Source organism: Hymenobacter endophyticus (assembly GCF_032464715.1).
In the GTDB taxonomy this organism is placed as follows: domain Bacteria; phylum Bacteroidota; class Bacteroidia; order Cytophagales; family Hymenobacteraceae; genus Hymenobacter; species Hymenobacter endophyticus.
This window is the reverse complement of record NZ_JAWDJT010000001.1, coordinates 136,159-150,931: the sequence shown is the minus strand read 5'-3', so window position 1 is coordinate 150,931 and position 14,773 is coordinate 136,159. Positions and strand designations below refer to the sequence as shown.

Here is a 14,773-nt window from a genome sequence, read left to right as displayed (position 1 = left end):
ATGAGACGCTGGAAAGTAGCACTACAGTAACGGGCTGGTAATACTAAAATAATGCCCCCGCAAGTCCTTTGCGGCATCATTTCACCAACCTCTCTCGTAATGGATTTCAACCGTTATTCCTTCGCGCCCAAGCTGCCGGCAGTGTTATTATTGGCTCTGCTGAGTGCCTGTAACGACTCGGACTCTACCAACAACTCGACGCCCACCTCGGAGGTGCAGCTGAAAGCCTACTCGGTAAATCCGGCGCTGGTGAAGCCGCTCAGCGGCTTTGAGAACCTGGAAATTCTGCCCCTGATCAGCTCCGACGACGTGCTGCCGGAGTCGCCCGGCTTCATTTTCGGCGCCCAGCCCGATGGCTCGGGCATCCTGAAAAACCCCAAAGGGGAAGGCTACATCCTGCTCAACAACCACGAAATCATGTTCTCGGTGTCGCGGGTGTACCTGGATAAAACCTTTAAGCCGGTGAAGGGCGAGTACATTCTGGACGGGGACGGGGGCAACTTCCGCCTGTGCTCGGCCACGCTGGCCACGCCCGAGGAGCACGGTTTCGGCCCGATGTTTCTGACGGCCGGCGAAACCGACGGCGAGAGCATGGTGCACGCCCTCGACCCGCTGGGTGCCGTGAACAAGAAGGACCGCAGCCGCATGAAGCCGGCCCTGGGCCACGCCTCCATGGAAAACGCCGTGCCCCTGCCTAAAGACGCCTTCCCCGGCAAAACGGTCATCATCATCGGCGAAGACGGCGGCAATGGCCAGCTGATTGCCTACGTGAGCAACACCGTGGGCGACCTGGACAACGGCAAGCTCTACATGCTCAAGCGCACCAACGCTGACCCCGTGGAAACCAATATGGTGGCCGGCCAGCAGTATGACGTGGAGTTTGTGGAAGTGGATAACGCCAAAACCTCCACTGGCGCCCAGATTGCGGCGCAGTCGGTAGCCAAAAATGCTATTCAGTTTGCCCGGGTGGAAGACGTGGACTACCGCAAGGGCGGCAACGGCGCGGGCCGGGAGGTGTACTTCACCGCTACCGGCGTGAGCCAGTCGGATAAGGTGACGCCGGTAACGGGCTTTACCATGTGGGGCCGCGTGTACAAGCTTACTATGCAGGCCGATAACGTGCTGAAGGGCAAGCTGGAAGTAACCGTGGATGGTGCCACCGACCCCGGCAACAGCATCGTGAACCCCGATAACCTGTGCGTGACCAACGACTTCGTGTACATCCAGGAAGACGGGGACTCGTTTTACGCCAACAACAAGCACGACGGCCGCGTGTGGCAGTACGGCATGAGCAGCAAGCAGCTCAAGCCCATGCTGGAAATGAACCACCGCCGCACCGATGCCACCTTCAACGCCAAGTACAACAAGAGCAACGACCAGCGCCTGAGCACCTGGGAGTACGGCGCCATGCAGGATATTTCCGACCTGGTGGGCGTGCCCAACACCTTCCTGCTCAACCTGCACCCCCACACCTGGCAGGACGATAAGTACCTGAACGCCGACGGCTCCAGCGAAACCCGCAATAAGAACAGGGAGGGCGGCCAGGTAGTCATCGTGCGCGGCGTACAGCGGTAAGGGGATAAATGAACGTCACTCCAAGTAAAGGCAGAGCCCCTCGTCTTCATCATCAGACTGTCATTCCGAGCGAAGGCGCAGCCGTAGTCGAGGAATCTCGCGGGCTGACGTTGTGCTAGTAATCCAACGAAGCGGTAGAGATGCTTCGACTACGCTCCGCTTCGCTCAGCATGACGGGTAGCATTGCAACGTCAGCCCGCGAGATTCCTCGCCACCCTCGGAATGACGTTCCATCAGTAGTCAATCATATTGCCTTATTCACTATCCAGCCCTCCGCCCTTATGCAGCGGGGGGCTGCTGGTTTCCGCACTTCTGGTTTCCGATTTTCCCATGTTTTCGTCTCTCTCCGTTGCCCTTCGTGCGTGCGCTCCGCTGCTGCTAGCTACCTTGCTGGCTTTGGCCGGCGCCTGTTCCAGCACGCAATCCGCTTCCACCAAGACCTCGCCCGCCCAGCGCGTGCAGCAGCACGTAGCCCAGGACCTGGACCGGCTGGCCACCCAAGTGCAGCAACAGCTGCTGCCCCTGGCCCGGCGCGGCACTTCCCCGGACTCACTGCGGCGCGGCTTCCGGGCCTGCCGGCTGCTGTACAAGCGGGTGGAGCCATTTACCGAGTACTACATGCCCGGTACGGCCCGCTTGCTCAACGGCCCGCCCATCGGGGAGGTGGAAGTGGCCGAAAACAAGGATTTTGAGCCTAGTGGCTTGCAGGTGATTGAGTCCCTGCTCTACCCCGAATACGACCCCGCCAACCGCGCCGAGCTGGAGCGGGAAGTACGGGCCCTGCACCGCGAAATCAGCAATGCCCGCACCCGCTGGCAGGTGCAGGAGCTGTCGGATGCGCACGTGTTTGATGTGCTGCGCCTGCAGGTGTTCCGGGTGGTGTCGTTGGGCATTACCGGGTTCGATACGCCCCTGAGCCCCACGGCCATCTTCCCCGAAACGGCCGCCGCACTAGTGGCCTTGCAGCCACTGCTGGCTTACTACGAGCCCGCCGGCTCCGCCCCCGATTCGGTGCGCCAGGCCTACGGAGCCGCGCAGCGGCAGCTTGCCCGGGCCGCCCAGTACGCCCGCCAGCACCCGGATTTCAACAACTTCGACCGGCTGGCTTTCATCACCGACCACGCCAATCCGCTGGGCCGGGCGCTGCTGGCCTGCCAGGTGCAGCTTGGGATTCGGCCGTTTGAGGAGGTGCGGGCGTTACGCCCGGATGCGGCCACGCTCTTCGATTCGGCGGCCTTCAACCCCGATTTTTACGCGCCGACTACCCAGCACTACCGCACCGAAGCCCGCATAGCCCTGGGCCGCCAGCTGTTTCAGGACCCCGTGCTTTCGGGCACCGGGGGGCGCTCCTGCGCCAGCTGCCACCAGCCCGAGAAGGCCTTCACCGATGGCCTCGCCAAAAATGCCACCCTCACGCCCGGCGGCCTCGTGCGCCGCAACACGCCCACCATCCTCAACGCCGCCCTGCAGGCCGGGCAGTTCTACGACTTGCGCTCCACCACCCTCGAAAACCAGGCCGTGGACGTGGTGGGCAACCCCAATGAGATGCACGGCTCCCTGGAAACCGCCGCCCGCCGCCTCCAGCTCCGTCCCGAGTACGTGCGCCAGTTCCGGCGGGCGTTTCCCGGCAGTGAAGTAGGAGCGGAGCCCCGCATTACGCCCGTGCAAATCCAGACCGCCCTGGCCGCCTACGAGCGGAGCCTTATTCGCCTCAATTCCCGTTTCGACCAGCACATGCGCGGCCAGCAAGAGGTGTTAAGCAAGGAGGAAATCCGGGGCTTTAACGTGTTTATGGGCGCGGGCAAGTGCGGTACCTGCCACTTCGCGCCCCTGTTCAACGGCACGGTACCGCCCGGCTTCACTGAGGCCGAATCGGAGGTGCTGGGCGTGCCAGCCGCACCCGGCTCCCGCCGCCTCGATGCCGACCAGGGCCGCTACGCCCAGGTGCAGCTGCCGCAGCTGCGCCATTCCTTCAAGATTCCGACGGTGCGCAACGTGGCCCTTACCGCGCCCTACATGCACAATGGCGCCTACCGCACCCTGGAGCAGGTTATTGAGTTCTACAATGAAGGCGGGGGCAGCGGTCTGGGCCTCAACGTGCCCAACCAAACCCTGCCCCCCGACAAGCTTCACCTCTCCGCCGCCGACCAACGCGCCCTCAAAGCCTTCCTGCTGGCCCTCACCGATACAACCCGGCAGGAGTAAGCTTGAAGTTGAAGCTCTGGGGGGTATTGAGGAGCTTACTTTGGCTGAAGACTAGGGCATTACCTATCTTGGACCGTTTGCAACCGTTGCCTATAGCTGAGTAAATTACTCTGCCGCTTCGGCTGGTTTCCTGCTGAGCCGGGTTTTCGGAGTGAGTTACTCGTCTACATAATACGCGGTAAGCCTTATGAATAAGATAATTATATTGTGTGCTGCAGTGGGGTTTTCATGCGGGCAGGGGTGGGCGCAGGCTCCCAATGCCGCCCGGCAGCCACCCGCCCGGGCTACCCTGCAGCAGTGCTACCGGGCGCTTTCCCGCGACAGCGTGGTTTTTTTCTATGATGCCTACTACACTTTGGTACCGCCCGGCTGCGCGGCCATTCGTCGGCACGCCCGCGTTGATAGTGCTGGCGCGTTTCACGGGGTTGTGCAGGATTATCAACTATCCAATAATGTGCTGCTGTTGAGCGGCGCCTACCGGCACGGGCGCAAGCAGGGCGTGTTCGAGCTGTTTTATTCGGATGGGGAGCCGGCCGCCCGGGTCCGCTACCACGAGGGCAAACCGGTGGGCGACTGGGCTTACTGGTACCACTCGGGGCAGCCCCGGCAGGTAGTGCGGTTTGAGCAGCCCGAGCGGCCCACGCTGCAGCGGTTCTGGGCGGTTGATGGGAAGCCACTCGTCGTGAACGGCACAGGACAGTGGCAGCAGGACGAAGCCGGTACCCGCCAGGAGGGGGCCATCCGCAACGGCGTGCCCGACGGCCAATGGACGCGGCGCTACATTCAGGGCAGGCAGCCATATTCAGTGGAGTACTTTGATAAAGGCACATTTCGCAAAGGCACTATTTTCCATGAGGCGGAGCCCGGCGAGTACGTACTGCCGCTCGATGCTGAGCAGCCTCCTTTCATGGACGCGGAGGATTATGACAGGGCGGAGGCGCTGGTGCTGGGCGCACTTTGCCCGCCAGTTTCTCCTCCCGTGAAGTAGGCCCTCCCGTAACTGCCTGCGGCCTAGCTCTTACCCAAACCCTGTATCTTGCCTGCTGCCCGCGTTTTCGGCGGTGCCGTGTTCTATCAGCTTTAGTGTATCCATGCTCCTGACCATTTCCACCACCCACCAGCCCGCCACCGACCTGGGCTACCTGCTGCACAAGAACCCGGCCCGTCTGCAGTCCGTGGATATTGCCTACGGCCAGGCCCACGTGTTTTATCCCGAAGCCACAGCGGAGCGCTGCACGGCCGCTCTGCTGCTGGATATTGACCCCATTGGGCTGGTGCGCAACCACCGGGGGCCGGCCGGGGAGGGGTTTGCCCTGGAACAATACGTGAATGACCGGCCCTACGCGGCCTCGTCCTTTCTGAGCACGGCCCTGGCCAAAACCTTCAATACGGCCCTGAACGGCACCTGCAAGGACCGCCCCGAGCTGCCCGAGGTGTTGCTACCCCTGGAGGCTACCGTGGCCTCTTTGCCCGCCGCCAGCCCTGAGCAGCTGCACCGTCTGTTTGCGCCCCTGGGCTACGAAATCAGCCTGGAAGCCCACCCCCTGGACCCCACCGTGCCCCACTGGGGCCCCAGCCGCTACCATACCTTGCGCCTGCGCCACCCGGCCCTGCGCCTCCAGGATTTGCTTAGCCACCTCTACGTGCTTATTCCGGTGCTGGACCGCGGCGACAAGCACTACTGGATAACGCAGGAGGAAGCCGAAAAGCTACTGCGCCGGGGTGGGGCCTGGCTGCCCCAACACCCCGACCGGGAGTTTATCACGCGCCGCTACCTGCGTTTTGCCGAATTCGTGAACCCCACGCTGGAACGCCTGCTAGCCGTAGACGCCGAAGCATCCGACGACGAACCGGTAGAATCCCCCGAACCCCAGGGGCCCGTCAACCTAACAACTGGCAACCCCCAACTGGAAACTCAGTCCCTGCACGACCTGCGCCTGGACCGCGTGGCCGAGGAAATTCGGCGGCTGGGGGCCCAGCGGGTGCTGGATTTGGGCTGCGGGGAAGGCAAGCTGCTGCGTCGGCTGCTGAAGCTGCCGCAGGTGGAGCACGTGCTGGGTATGGACGTATCGTGGCGGGAGCTGGAGCGGGCCCGGCAGCGCCTGCACGTTGCCGAGATGCCCCCGCGCCAGCGCGAGCGACTCACTCTCACCCAAGGCTCCCTGCTCTACCACGACCCGCGCCTGGCCGGCTACGATGCCGCCGCCGTGGTGGAAGTTATTGAGCACCTGGATGAAAGTCGGCTGGCTGCCTTCGAGCAGGTGATATTCGCCCGCGCCCGCCCTGGGGCGGTACTCGTCACCACGCCCAACGCCGACTATAACCAGCGCTACGAAACCCTGGCGGCCGGCGAGTTTCGTCATTCTGACCACCGCTTCGAGTGGACGCGGGAGCAGTTTGCCACCTGGGCCGCCGGCGTGGCCGAGCGCCACAGCTACCAGGTACGCATCGAGCCCCTGGGGCTGGAATACGAGGAGGTGGGTGCCCCCTCGCAGCTAGCCGTGTTTGAGGTGTAGCAGGCCAGCCCGCGCCTGCTAGGCTGCCGCCGCAATGCTGGCCGGATTCTGTCAATCGACCCCTGATACGCGAGGGACCGACGGAGCACGCCGCTGGTAACGGGGCGGAAGTTGCCCGCCGCCTCCGTATTTTTGCCGAATGGTACCTACTGCTGAGCGGCTCCAGTGGCTCTGTTTTGTGTCGTTGCTGTTCTGGCTACTACTGGCCGGCCCATTGGCTTGGTCGCAGGTGCCGGCTGATTGGCAGACGTTTACTGACGCGCGCACTGGCTACCAGCTCACGTATCCGCACGGGTGGCAGGTACACGAGGAAGAGGCCCCCGGCGTGAGCTTTTACGTTGGTAGCGCGTGGGCCACTACGCCGGTAACTGTCCGCTTCACAGTGCAGCCGCTGCCCGCCAACCGCGTCAATCTGCCCCCGCTGGCCCTTGGCCACCTCGATTCTCTCTGGCAGGCTCTCACGGCCCTGCCCCAGTCCCAGGTAGTGCGCCTGGAGCAGCAGGAGGCCGGGGCATTTCAGGAGGTGCGCTACGAATACACCTGTGCCGATCCGGGGGGGCGTGCCCGGGTGCTGGGCCGGCGGCTGTGGCGGGGTGGGTATGCGCTTCAGCTAGAATACCGGGCCGCTACCGTGCAGGATGCGCAGTATCTGGCAGCGGGCCGGCAGCTGCTGGCTTCGTTTGCCTTTGCCGGGCCGGGCTTGCCCAGCCGCCGCTACGCCGACCAGCTCTGTGACGACAAAGTGTACGGCATTGCCGCCCTGTGGGCCCGCGACGGCACCTGGGAAGATGACTGCCGCACCATTCATGAGTGGGCTGGCAGTGCCAGCCTGGCTGCCGCACCCAAAGTGCACCGCAATGCCCTGCCGTTTCAGTCGTATGCCCTGGCCAAGGGATTTGATAACTGCCTGTACTCCGTCACCAAATCTCCCACCGACCAGCCCGAGCGGATATACCGCTACAACCCCGCCACGCGCCGGGGCGAGTATACCGGCTGGGAACTGCCCGCTCAGGGCCCCGGCAACGTCTGGATTTCGGCGGCTACCGACCGGCACGGCGACTTGTATTTCCAGACCAGCGACGCCCATTTGCTGGTGCGCGCAAGCCCGGCTACCGATTCGGTGGTGGTGGTGTGGGCGGCTGACCCTTTGCGGAAAGCGGCCTATTACCCGGCCATTGGGTTTGCCAAAGCCGGCACCCACGCCAACTTCGGCCTCGATGAAACCGGCACGCTCTACGAAGTATACAGCACCGACGGCGCCCTGCTGAAAGTGGATATGCGCACGCAGCGGCCCGCGCCCGGGCTGTTCCCCCTGGATGGCCTCCCGGAGCAGGGCGGCTACAGTGACGTGTTGCTGGAGCAGGATAACTCGGGCCGCCGCCGGTTACTGCTGGCTGGCCCCAAATCCATCTTTGAGGTAGACCTAGAGCGCCGCCAAGCCACGCGGGTGCGGCGCGGCGTGTACACTGATTTGGCCGGGTGCAGTTTGTTTCGGTTCTCCAACACGCCTGTTGCGGCCGCTTCTACTACCTCCGCTGGTGCTGAGTGGCTGGGCAGGGTGCTCGATGCGGAAACTCTGCGGCCGCTGCCCCAGGCCCAGCTCCAGTTTCAGGGAACGGGGGTGGCCGCTGGGCCCCGCACCCTCACGGCAGCCGGTGAGTTTCTGCTGGCGGGACAAGCCGGCCAGCTTTATCAAGTGCAGGCCCAGCTAGCTGGCTACTTCCCCATCGATACCACCTATGGCCTGCCTGTCGGGCAGTCGGGCCAGGATATCGTGCTACGGCCCCTGCGTACCGGTACCACGCTCCGCCTGGATAACGTGCAGTTTGAGCAGGGCAAAGCTGTTCTCTTACCCACGTCCGTGCCCGACCTGAATCGTTTACTGGCCCTGCTCACCGCCAACCCGCCGCTGACCATTGAGCTCCTTGGCCACACTGATAACCAGGGCGACGCCCAGAAAAACGTGGTGCTCAGTGAACAGCGCGTATCGGTGGTGAAGGACTACCTGGTCAGCCACGGCATTGCCACCGGGCGGATTACCGGCCGGGGCCTGGGTGGCACTGAGCCGCGCGCCTCCAACGACCAGGAAACTACCCGCCGCCTCAACCGCCGCGTGGAGTTCCGCATCACGGGCGGGCGGTGAGCCTAATTATAATACTGGTACAGGTAGCGGTAAAAAGTAGGTCGGGTGCTATGAATATGCGAGGTTTCGCCCAGGAGCAGGCCCGAGGGCAAGTAGGAGTAAACGGCGTAGGCGGTACGGGTTGAGCTGTGCCTGGATACGATGGCGTGCTCCCGGCCAATCAACTGATCCTCGCGGTTATACACGTAGTTCGTAGTAATATTTGAGAACTGATTGGGTTGGCCTAGTCGCTGCCGGCTGGTATACTGCACCAGGCGGTTTTGCGCGTCATAGCGCCACCACTGCCGCGGAATAAGGCCTTGCGTGTGGCGCAAGGCCTGCACCAGCTGGCGGTAAGTGGGCTGCTGGCTTGCCGAAGTTGCGGAGGCAGGTAGCCTTCCAAACCGCGCTATTTTGGAGAGGTTCAACTCCCCGTTTTCGTGCGGGAAGCCCTGGCGGCTCAAGCGGTATAACGCTGTTGTGGCTAGTAGCTTACCAGTGCGGCTATACTGAGCGTGCAGCAAGAGCACTGTATCGGGGTGGGGGCTGTAGCGCCACACCCGCTTGTGGGTGGCTGTACCCAGTACCGCGTCCCCGGTAAGAGTGCGCAGAATATGAGTGTCACTTAGCAACGTATCTGCCTGTTTCAGCAGGGTAGTTTCGCTGATGGTAAGTAACTGCCCGTGCGGCTTAAGTAGTTGGTGTGAGCTACGGGCAAGCCTGGGATTATAGGCCAGGATATACGTGTTAGCCTTGCCCGGAGTCGGGTGAAGCACCAGAGCCGTACAATGGCCCTGCTCGTCGTAGCTCCACTGCTGCTGGGCCTGCGGAAACGTATAATCGAATAGCCATAGAAAGCGGCCGGCCCTATCTACCTCCCGGTAGGACACGGTGTCTTGGATGGCCCCCTCTTCATTCAGGCGAACTTTTACTACCGTGTGCACCCGGGCGCGCTGGTATAAGTTGCGGGTCGCGGAGTCAGGAGAAAGGGAAATAAGGCTAGGCAACTCATCCACCGTCTGTGCCGCTTGTGCTCGGCTGGTACTGCAAAGCCATACGCAGTGTATGCACAGGGCAAGGGCTGGTAGTGAAAAACGCATAGTGAATAGGAGGTAGGTGTAATTGGTCCGCGTGCCGGAGCAATGCGGAGTAGAGCTACTTCACCAAACGTACGATTTTCACTTCAACTCCCTCTTTGGTCCGGGCTTAAGCAATCCGCTGTCTGGAGCATCGGGTACGCGCAGGCTTGGCTTAACCCCGGTTGTGTGCTTTCCGTTGTAAGGGCGTGTTTCGCCATTTTGCCCTATGCTCATGCTAACATTGCTGCGTCCCCTGTTCTGGTCCGCTCTGGCATTTGCGGCCCCCGCTACGGGTCTGCAAAGCTGGGTGGGCTCTTACCAGTACGAGGAAAAACCCGTGAAGGCCCTGGCTGGCTACAGCATGGGTATGATGTGGAAGCTACAGCTGCAACCTCAGGATAAGGAGGCCCTAACCGGGCTGCTCAGCATCGAAGGTCAGCAAACATTTATGAAGCTGAAAGTACGGGCCACCGGCAACGCCCAGGATGTCCGGGTTACCTTCTCGCAGCTAGTGGATGGCAACGACTACCAGCAGTTCAAGCCCGGCGACGTGCTATTCCGACTGCGCAAAGACCCCAGAGGCACCACCCGCACCTATTGGGGCAAGCTCCAGCCGCGTCTGTCCGAAACCTACAAAGACGGGCAGGTGGATTTCGTGCGGAAGTAAGGCTGTGCCGATTGATTGAAGCCATGTAGCGGTATAAAGCCACTGCAATACATTTACTCGCTGTCTAAATGCTCGGCAATAATCCGCTTTGTGGTTCTGCGCTCCTGCTTGCGTCGCTCAGATTTAACTTGTTGAGCATAGCTGTTTTGGTCTGAGCAGAAATACATTGCTCTTTCCGCCAAGCGGGAGCCTTGCCGAACCATTAGACCGTTGAATGGGCAGGTGTCGTAGGGGCAGAGATGCTTGGAATAGGTGCCGAAATTCCGGTGCTGTAGTCTTTTGTCTTTCAGAATTTTCTGCTGGGTAATGCGGATATCAGTCCAGCGCTGCTCTTTGTCTGCTGCTGTGAGGTTCTGGCCCAGAGTTGTCAGTTCAAAATAAGTTACTGGGTCTTTTAGTTGCAGAAACTCAAAGGACTTGAAGAAGACGGCCGTAGCAGAGGTTCTAATTTCTATTTTCTGTTCTTCGGTTAGCTTTGTGCTTTCCATAATGGCCCGAAACAGGCCAAGTGTATTAAAGTCAGTATACTTCTTGTGGTTTTCGATGAGATGGACATACTCATCATAAGTGAGTGTATTAAACTTCCTATTGATTTTCATAACTGTAAACTAGTAGATAGCTCCAAAGATATACAATAGCAAATGTCCTCTTCCACTACCTCCCTCAAACTCCCCGAGCTTTCCCTCGTCCTGCTCATCGGTACCTCCGGGGCCGGCAAATCCACGTTTGCGCGGCGGCTGTTTTCGGCCACCGAAATCGTGTCGTCGGACCAGTGCCGGGCGCTGGTGGCCGATGATGAAAACGACCAGTCGGCCACGCCCGAGGCGTTTGCCCTGTTGCACTATCTGGTGGGTTTGCGCCTGAAGCGCGGTTTGCTGACGGTGGTGGACGCCACCAACGTGCAGCCCGAAGCCCGCAAAACCCTCGTGCAGCTGGCCCGCGACTACCACGTGCTGCCCACCGCCATCATCCTGGACGTGCCCGACCGCCTGGCCGAGGACCGCAACCGCCAGCGCGCCGAACGGCAGCACCTGGGCCGACACGTGGTGCCCCAGCAGCGCCAGCAGCTACGCCGCAGCCTCAAAACGCTCAAGCAGGAAGGCTTCCGCCACATCTATCACCTGCGCGGCCCCGAGGAAGTGGACGCCGTGCAAACCATTCAGCGCGACCCGCTCTACAGCAACCGCAAGCAGGATACCGGCCCCTTCGACATTATCGGCGACGTGCACGGCTGCTACCTTGAGTTGGTGCAGTTGCTCACCGAGCTGGGCTACGCGGTGGAAGAAACGCCCGTAACGGATGCGCGGGATTTGGGCGTACGGGTGACGCGGGTTGCCTCATCCCCCCAACCCCCTTCTCCTTCAGAGAAGGGGGAGCCGGACGATTTAATGGTTGCCGAAAATGGCTCCCCCTCTCTGAAGGAGAGGGGGCCGGGGGGTGAGGCAATACGTAAGGTCCTCTTCCTCGGCGACCTGGTAGACCGGGGCCCGGCCTCGCCGCAGGTGTTGCGGCTGGTAATGAGCATGGTGCAGGGCGGTCAGGCGCTGTGCGTGCCCGGCAACCACGATATCAAGCTGCTGCGCTACCTGGGCGGCAAGCAGGTGAACGAGCAACATGGCTTCGCCGAAACGGTGCAGCAGCTGGCCGCCGAGTCCGACACGTTCAAGAGCCAGGTGCGGCAGTTTCTGGATGGACTGGTGAGCCACTACGTGCTGGATGGGGGCCAGCTGGTGGTGGCCCACGCGGGCATGCGTGCGGAAATGCAGGGCCGGGGCTCGGGCGCCGTGCGGGCCTTCGCGCTGTTCGGCGAAACCACCGGCGAAATCGACGAGTTTGGCCTGCCGGTGCGCTACAACTGGGCATCCGAGTACCGCGGCCGGGCTACCGTAGTATACGGCCACACCCCCGTCCCTGATGCCGAATGGCTCAACAACACCATCGACATTGACACCGGCTGCGTATTCGGGGGCCGCCTCACCGCCCTGCGCTACCCCGAGCGGGAGCTGGTTTCGGTGCCCGCCCAGCAGGTGTACTGTGAGCCGGTGCGCCCCCTCGACTACCTGCGCCGCCTGGCCGAAGCCAACAACGAAAAACCAGCAACCAACAACCATCTTTCTGCCCAGCAACAGCACGACGACCTGCTCGACATCCGGGACGTGACGGGCAAGCAGATCATCAAAACGCGCCTGCTGCCGTCCGTGACGATTCGGGAGGAAAACGCGGTGGCAGCGCTGGAGGTGATGAGCCGGTTTGCCCTCAACCCGAAGTGGCTGCTGTATCTGCCGCCCACCATGAGCCCCTCCGAAACCTCTGCGCTGCCGGATATGCTGGAGCACCCCGCCGAAGCCTTCGAGTACTTCCGTCGCCAGGGGCTGGAGCGGGTGGTGTGCGAGGAAAAGCACATGGGCAGCCGCGTAGTGGTGGTGTTGGCCAAGGATGAGAACGCCGCCCGCCGCCGCTTTGGGGTGGTGGGTGAAGGTCCGGGCAAGGTGTACACCCGCACCGGCCGCAACTTCTTCACCGACTCCAACCTGGAAGCCGCCTTCCTCACGCGCCTGCAGGACGCCCTCACGGCCAACAATTTCTGGGAGCGGTTCGGCACCGAGTGGGTCTGTCTGGATGCCGAGTTGCTGCCGTGGTCGGCCAAGGCCCAGCAGCTGATCAAGGACCAGTACGCCGCCGTGGCCGCCGCCGCCACCGCCGCCCTGCCCGAAGCCGTGGCCGCACTCACCCAGGCTGCCAGCCGCGGCCTAGATGGGGTAGAGGCCCTGCTGGCCCGCACCAGTGCCCGCCAGACTGCTGCCCAGCACTACGCCGAAGCCTACCGCCGTTACTGCTGGCCTGTGGACAGCCTCGCCGATTTGCGCCTGGCTCCGTTCCACCTACTCGCCACCGAGGGCCGCACCTACTTCGACAAAGACCACGCCTGGCACATGGAAACCCTGCGCGCTATTTGCCTGGCCGATGAAGGTCTGCTCCGGGCCACGCCCTACCGTGTGGTGCACCTGCAAGACATTGCCGACGTAGAAGCCGCCACCCAATGGTGGCTGGACCTCACCGCGGCCGGCGGCGAAGGTATGGTGGTCAAGCCCTACGATTTCATCCCCACGGGCCAGAAAACCCTGGTGCAGCCCGCCCTCAAGTGCCGCGGCAGGGAGTACCTGCGCATCATCTACGGCCCCGACTACCTGCTGCCCGGCAATCTGGAGCGCCTGCGCGAGCGAAACGTGAAATCCAAGCGCAACCTCGCCCTGCGCGAATTTACCCTCGGAGTAGAAGGCCTGGAACGGTTCGTGGCCGGCGCCCCGCTACGCGAAGTGCACCAGTGCGTATTCGGCGTGCTGGCCCTGGAAAGCGAAGCCGTGGACCCGCGGCTGTAGGTGCGTTTGGGGGTGGCGTAGTCAGCACGTTGTAGAGACGCATACTTGCGTCTCATCGTTGAACGACAATCGTTGAAGCAAACAACTTCAGCAACGATGAGACGCGAATACGCGTCTCTACACCGCTCTGATGGCTTAGTCATGCCCCGCAACGGCGTGCTACCGGCTTTTCTGCTTCTTCAGCCACTTCAGCGCCGCTGCTATTTTGGCATCTTTGCCTATATCTGTGAAATTGTCGCCGCCGGCAATGGGAACGTCGGGGGTGAGGCTGGTTTTGTAGACCACGTTGTTGCGGTCGGTTTCCTGCATGCCGGCGATGGTGAGGTAGCTGCTGCCGCTGATGCGGTAGCTTTCGTTGGCGGTGGTAGCGCCGTAGGTGGGCTCCCCAAACGAGCGGGTGGCGGGCCGGCCCCGCAAACTGATGGCCACGATTTCGCCCGAGCTGGCTGTCATGCCGCTGAGTAGCACGGCCACGGGCTTGTTGGTGCGGCGCACGGGGCAGCGGTTTTGCAGCGTCGTAACCTGCATCGTATCCATGTAGAAATTGCCTTGGCGGAGGTACCATTGCTGGTCGGGCTTGCCGTCTTTGTCCACGAAGCCGCCCAGGTGCCCGTCGCCGATGATGGGGGCGAGGCCGGCCAGCATGGGGGCCATGGCACCACCGTCGTTGAGGCGCAAATCAATAATCCAGGCCTTGGCTTTATCGGGGTTGAGGCGGCACAAAGAATCCTGCACCACCAGGGCCGCGTCGCGCATGGCTTGCAGACTACCCCCGGCGTTGATGCCCGGTAGTTGCACGTAGCCAATGTTGCCGGGCAGCATCTTCACCAGCACGCCAGGCTTTTTCGCCAGGGCCGCTTTTACGGCAAGATTGGCATAAGGCGTGCGGGCGGGGTTACGCCACTTATAGGTTTTTCCCTTGTGGGTGAGCCAGCCGTGGTCGTCCTTGAGCTGCTCGAACACAAACGGGTAAATCGGCAGCAGCGCCCGCACCGACTGCGCACCCTGGGCTTTCTGCTGCACCGTCTGGCGTAGCTGGGGCCAGTTTACGGCGTTGCGCTCCAACGAGTACGTTTCCAGCAGCGTCAGGCTCTTGTCTAGGAACGCCTGTACAGAATCAGGAAGCGGAGCCGGGGTAGTTTGGGCGCGGGCTCCGGAGGTAGCTGCCGCGCATAAGGTCACGAGCAATAGGTATTTCATGCCGGGAAGATGCGGATTCGGCCGGTAGG

10 protein-coding genes are annotated in these 14,773 nt (G+C 62.1%); 7 read left to right on the top strand and 3 right to left on the bottom strand.

Annotated elements, in window-relative coordinates; genetic code table 11:
* Nucleotides 1–99: 99 nt before the first annotated feature.
* From ROI90_RS00600 to ROI90_RS00580, 5 genes are all read left to right on the top strand, one after another.
* Entirely contained in the window at nucleotides 100–1,575 is a 1,476-nt protein-coding gene (locus tag ROI90_RS00600; RefSeq protein WP_315996398.1) for a PhoX family protein, read from the top strand.
* Nucleotides 1,576–1,905: 330 nt separating this feature from the next.
* On the top strand, nucleotides 1,906–3,780 hold the full coding sequence (locus ROI90_RS00595; protein ID WP_315996397.1) for a cytochrome-c peroxidase: 1,875 nt from the start codon (nucleotides 1,906–1,908) through the stop codon (nucleotides 3,778–3,780).
* Between the two features lie 187 nt (nucleotides 3,781–3,967).
* Nucleotides 3,968–4,768 (top strand): toxin-antitoxin system YwqK family antitoxin, encoded by an 801-nt coding sequence (locus ROI90_RS00590; RefSeq protein ID WP_315996396.1) that lies wholly within the window; start codon nucleotides 3,968–3,970, stop codon nucleotides 4,766–4,768.
* A 103-nt stretch (nucleotides 4,769–4,871) separates the two neighbouring features.
* Nucleotides 4,872–6,296, top strand: a complete 1,425-nt coding sequence (locus ROI90_RS00585; protein ID WP_315996395.1) for a 3' terminal RNA ribose 2'-O-methyltransferase Hen1 — start codon at nucleotides 4,872–4,874, stop codon at nucleotides 6,294–6,296.
* A 139-nt stretch (nucleotides 6,297–6,435) separates the two neighbouring features.
* A complete protein-coding gene (locus ROI90_RS00580; RefSeq protein ID WP_315996394.1) occupies nucleotides 6,436–8,439 on the top strand; it encodes an OmpA family protein in 2,004 nt (667 codons plus the stop codon).
* Between the two features lie 2 nt (nucleotides 8,440–8,441).
* On the opposite strand, the gene ROI90_RS00575 is transcribed toward ROI90_RS00580, so the two are convergent.
* Nucleotides 8,442–9,518 (bottom strand): hypothetical protein, encoded by a 1,077-nt coding sequence (locus ROI90_RS00575; protein ID WP_315996393.1) that lies wholly within the window; start codon nucleotides 9,516–9,518, stop codon nucleotides 8,442–8,444.
* 211 nt (nucleotides 9,519–9,729) lie between these two features.
* On the opposite strand from ROI90_RS00575, the gene ROI90_RS00570 reads away from it, so the two are divergent.
* Nucleotides 9,730–10,164, top strand: coding sequence for a DUF5991 domain-containing protein (locus tag ROI90_RS00570; protein WP_315996392.1), 435 nt, complete (start codon nucleotides 9,730–9,732; stop codon nucleotides 10,162–10,164).
* Nucleotides 10,165–10,217: 53 nt separating this feature from the next.
* Here ROI90_RS00570 and ROI90_RS00565 read toward each other — a convergent pair whose 3' ends face one another.
* Nucleotides 10,218–10,763, bottom strand: a complete 546-nt coding sequence (locus ROI90_RS00565) for a hypothetical protein (RefSeq protein ID WP_315996391.1) — start codon at nucleotides 10,761–10,763, stop codon at nucleotides 10,218–10,220.
* Nucleotides 10,764–10,805: 42 nt separating this feature from the next.
* On the opposite strand from ROI90_RS00565, the gene ROI90_RS00560 reads away from it, so the two are divergent.
* On the top strand, nucleotides 10,806–13,544 hold the full coding sequence (locus ROI90_RS00560; protein ID WP_315996390.1) for a polynucleotide kinase-phosphatase: 2,739 nt from the start codon (nucleotides 10,806–10,808) through the stop codon (nucleotides 13,542–13,544).
* Nucleotides 13,545–13,703: 159 nt separating this feature from the next.
* Here ROI90_RS00560 and ROI90_RS00555 read toward each other — a convergent pair whose 3' ends face one another.
* The gene (locus ROI90_RS00555) at nucleotides 13,704–14,744 is read right to left on the bottom strand and encodes a S41 family peptidase (RefSeq protein ID WP_315996389.1); all 1,041 of its coding nucleotides are present in this window, start codon (nucleotides 14,742–14,744) and stop codon (nucleotides 13,704–13,706) included.
* Between the last annotated feature and the right edge of the window lie 29 nt (nucleotides 14,745–14,773).

Bases quoted from the DNA above. Each gene is read 5' to 3' on its own strand.
- ROI90_RS00600 (WP_315996398.1), top strand. From the start codon at position 100: ATGGATTTCAACCGTTATTCCTTCGCGCCCAAGCTGCCGGCAGTGTTA.
- ROI90_RS00595 (WP_315996397.1), top strand. From the start codon at position 1,906: ATGTTTTCGTCTCTCTCCGTTGCCCTTCGTGCGTGCGCTCCGCTGCTG.
- ROI90_RS00590 (WP_315996396.1), top strand. From the start codon at position 3,968: ATGAATAAGATAATTATATTGTGTGCTGCAGTGGGGTTTTCATGCGGG.
- ROI90_RS00585 (WP_315996395.1), top strand. From the start codon at position 4,872: ATGCTCCTGACCATTTCCACCACCCACCAGCCCGCCACCGACCTGGGC.
- ROI90_RS00580 (WP_315996394.1), top strand. From the start codon at position 6,436: ATGGTACCTACTGCTGAGCGGCTCCAGTGGCTCTGTTTTGTGTCGTTG.
- ROI90_RS00575 (WP_315996393.1), bottom strand. From the start codon at position 9,518: ATGCGTTTTTCACTACCAGCCCTTGCCCTGTGCATACACTGCGTATGG.
- ROI90_RS00570 (WP_315996392.1), top strand. From the start codon at position 9,730: ATGCTAACATTGCTGCGTCCCCTGTTCTGGTCCGCTCTGGCATTTGCG.
- ROI90_RS00565 (WP_315996391.1), bottom strand. From the start codon at position 10,763: ATGAAAATCAATAGGAAGTTTAATACACTCACTTATGATGAGTATGTC.
- ROI90_RS00560 (WP_315996390.1), top strand. From the start codon at position 10,806: ATGTCCTCTTCCACTACCTCCCTCAAACTCCCCGAGCTTTCCCTCGTC.
- ROI90_RS00555 (WP_315996389.1), bottom strand. From the start codon at position 14,744: ATGAAATACCTATTGCTCGTGACCTTATGCGCGGCAGCTACCTCCGGA.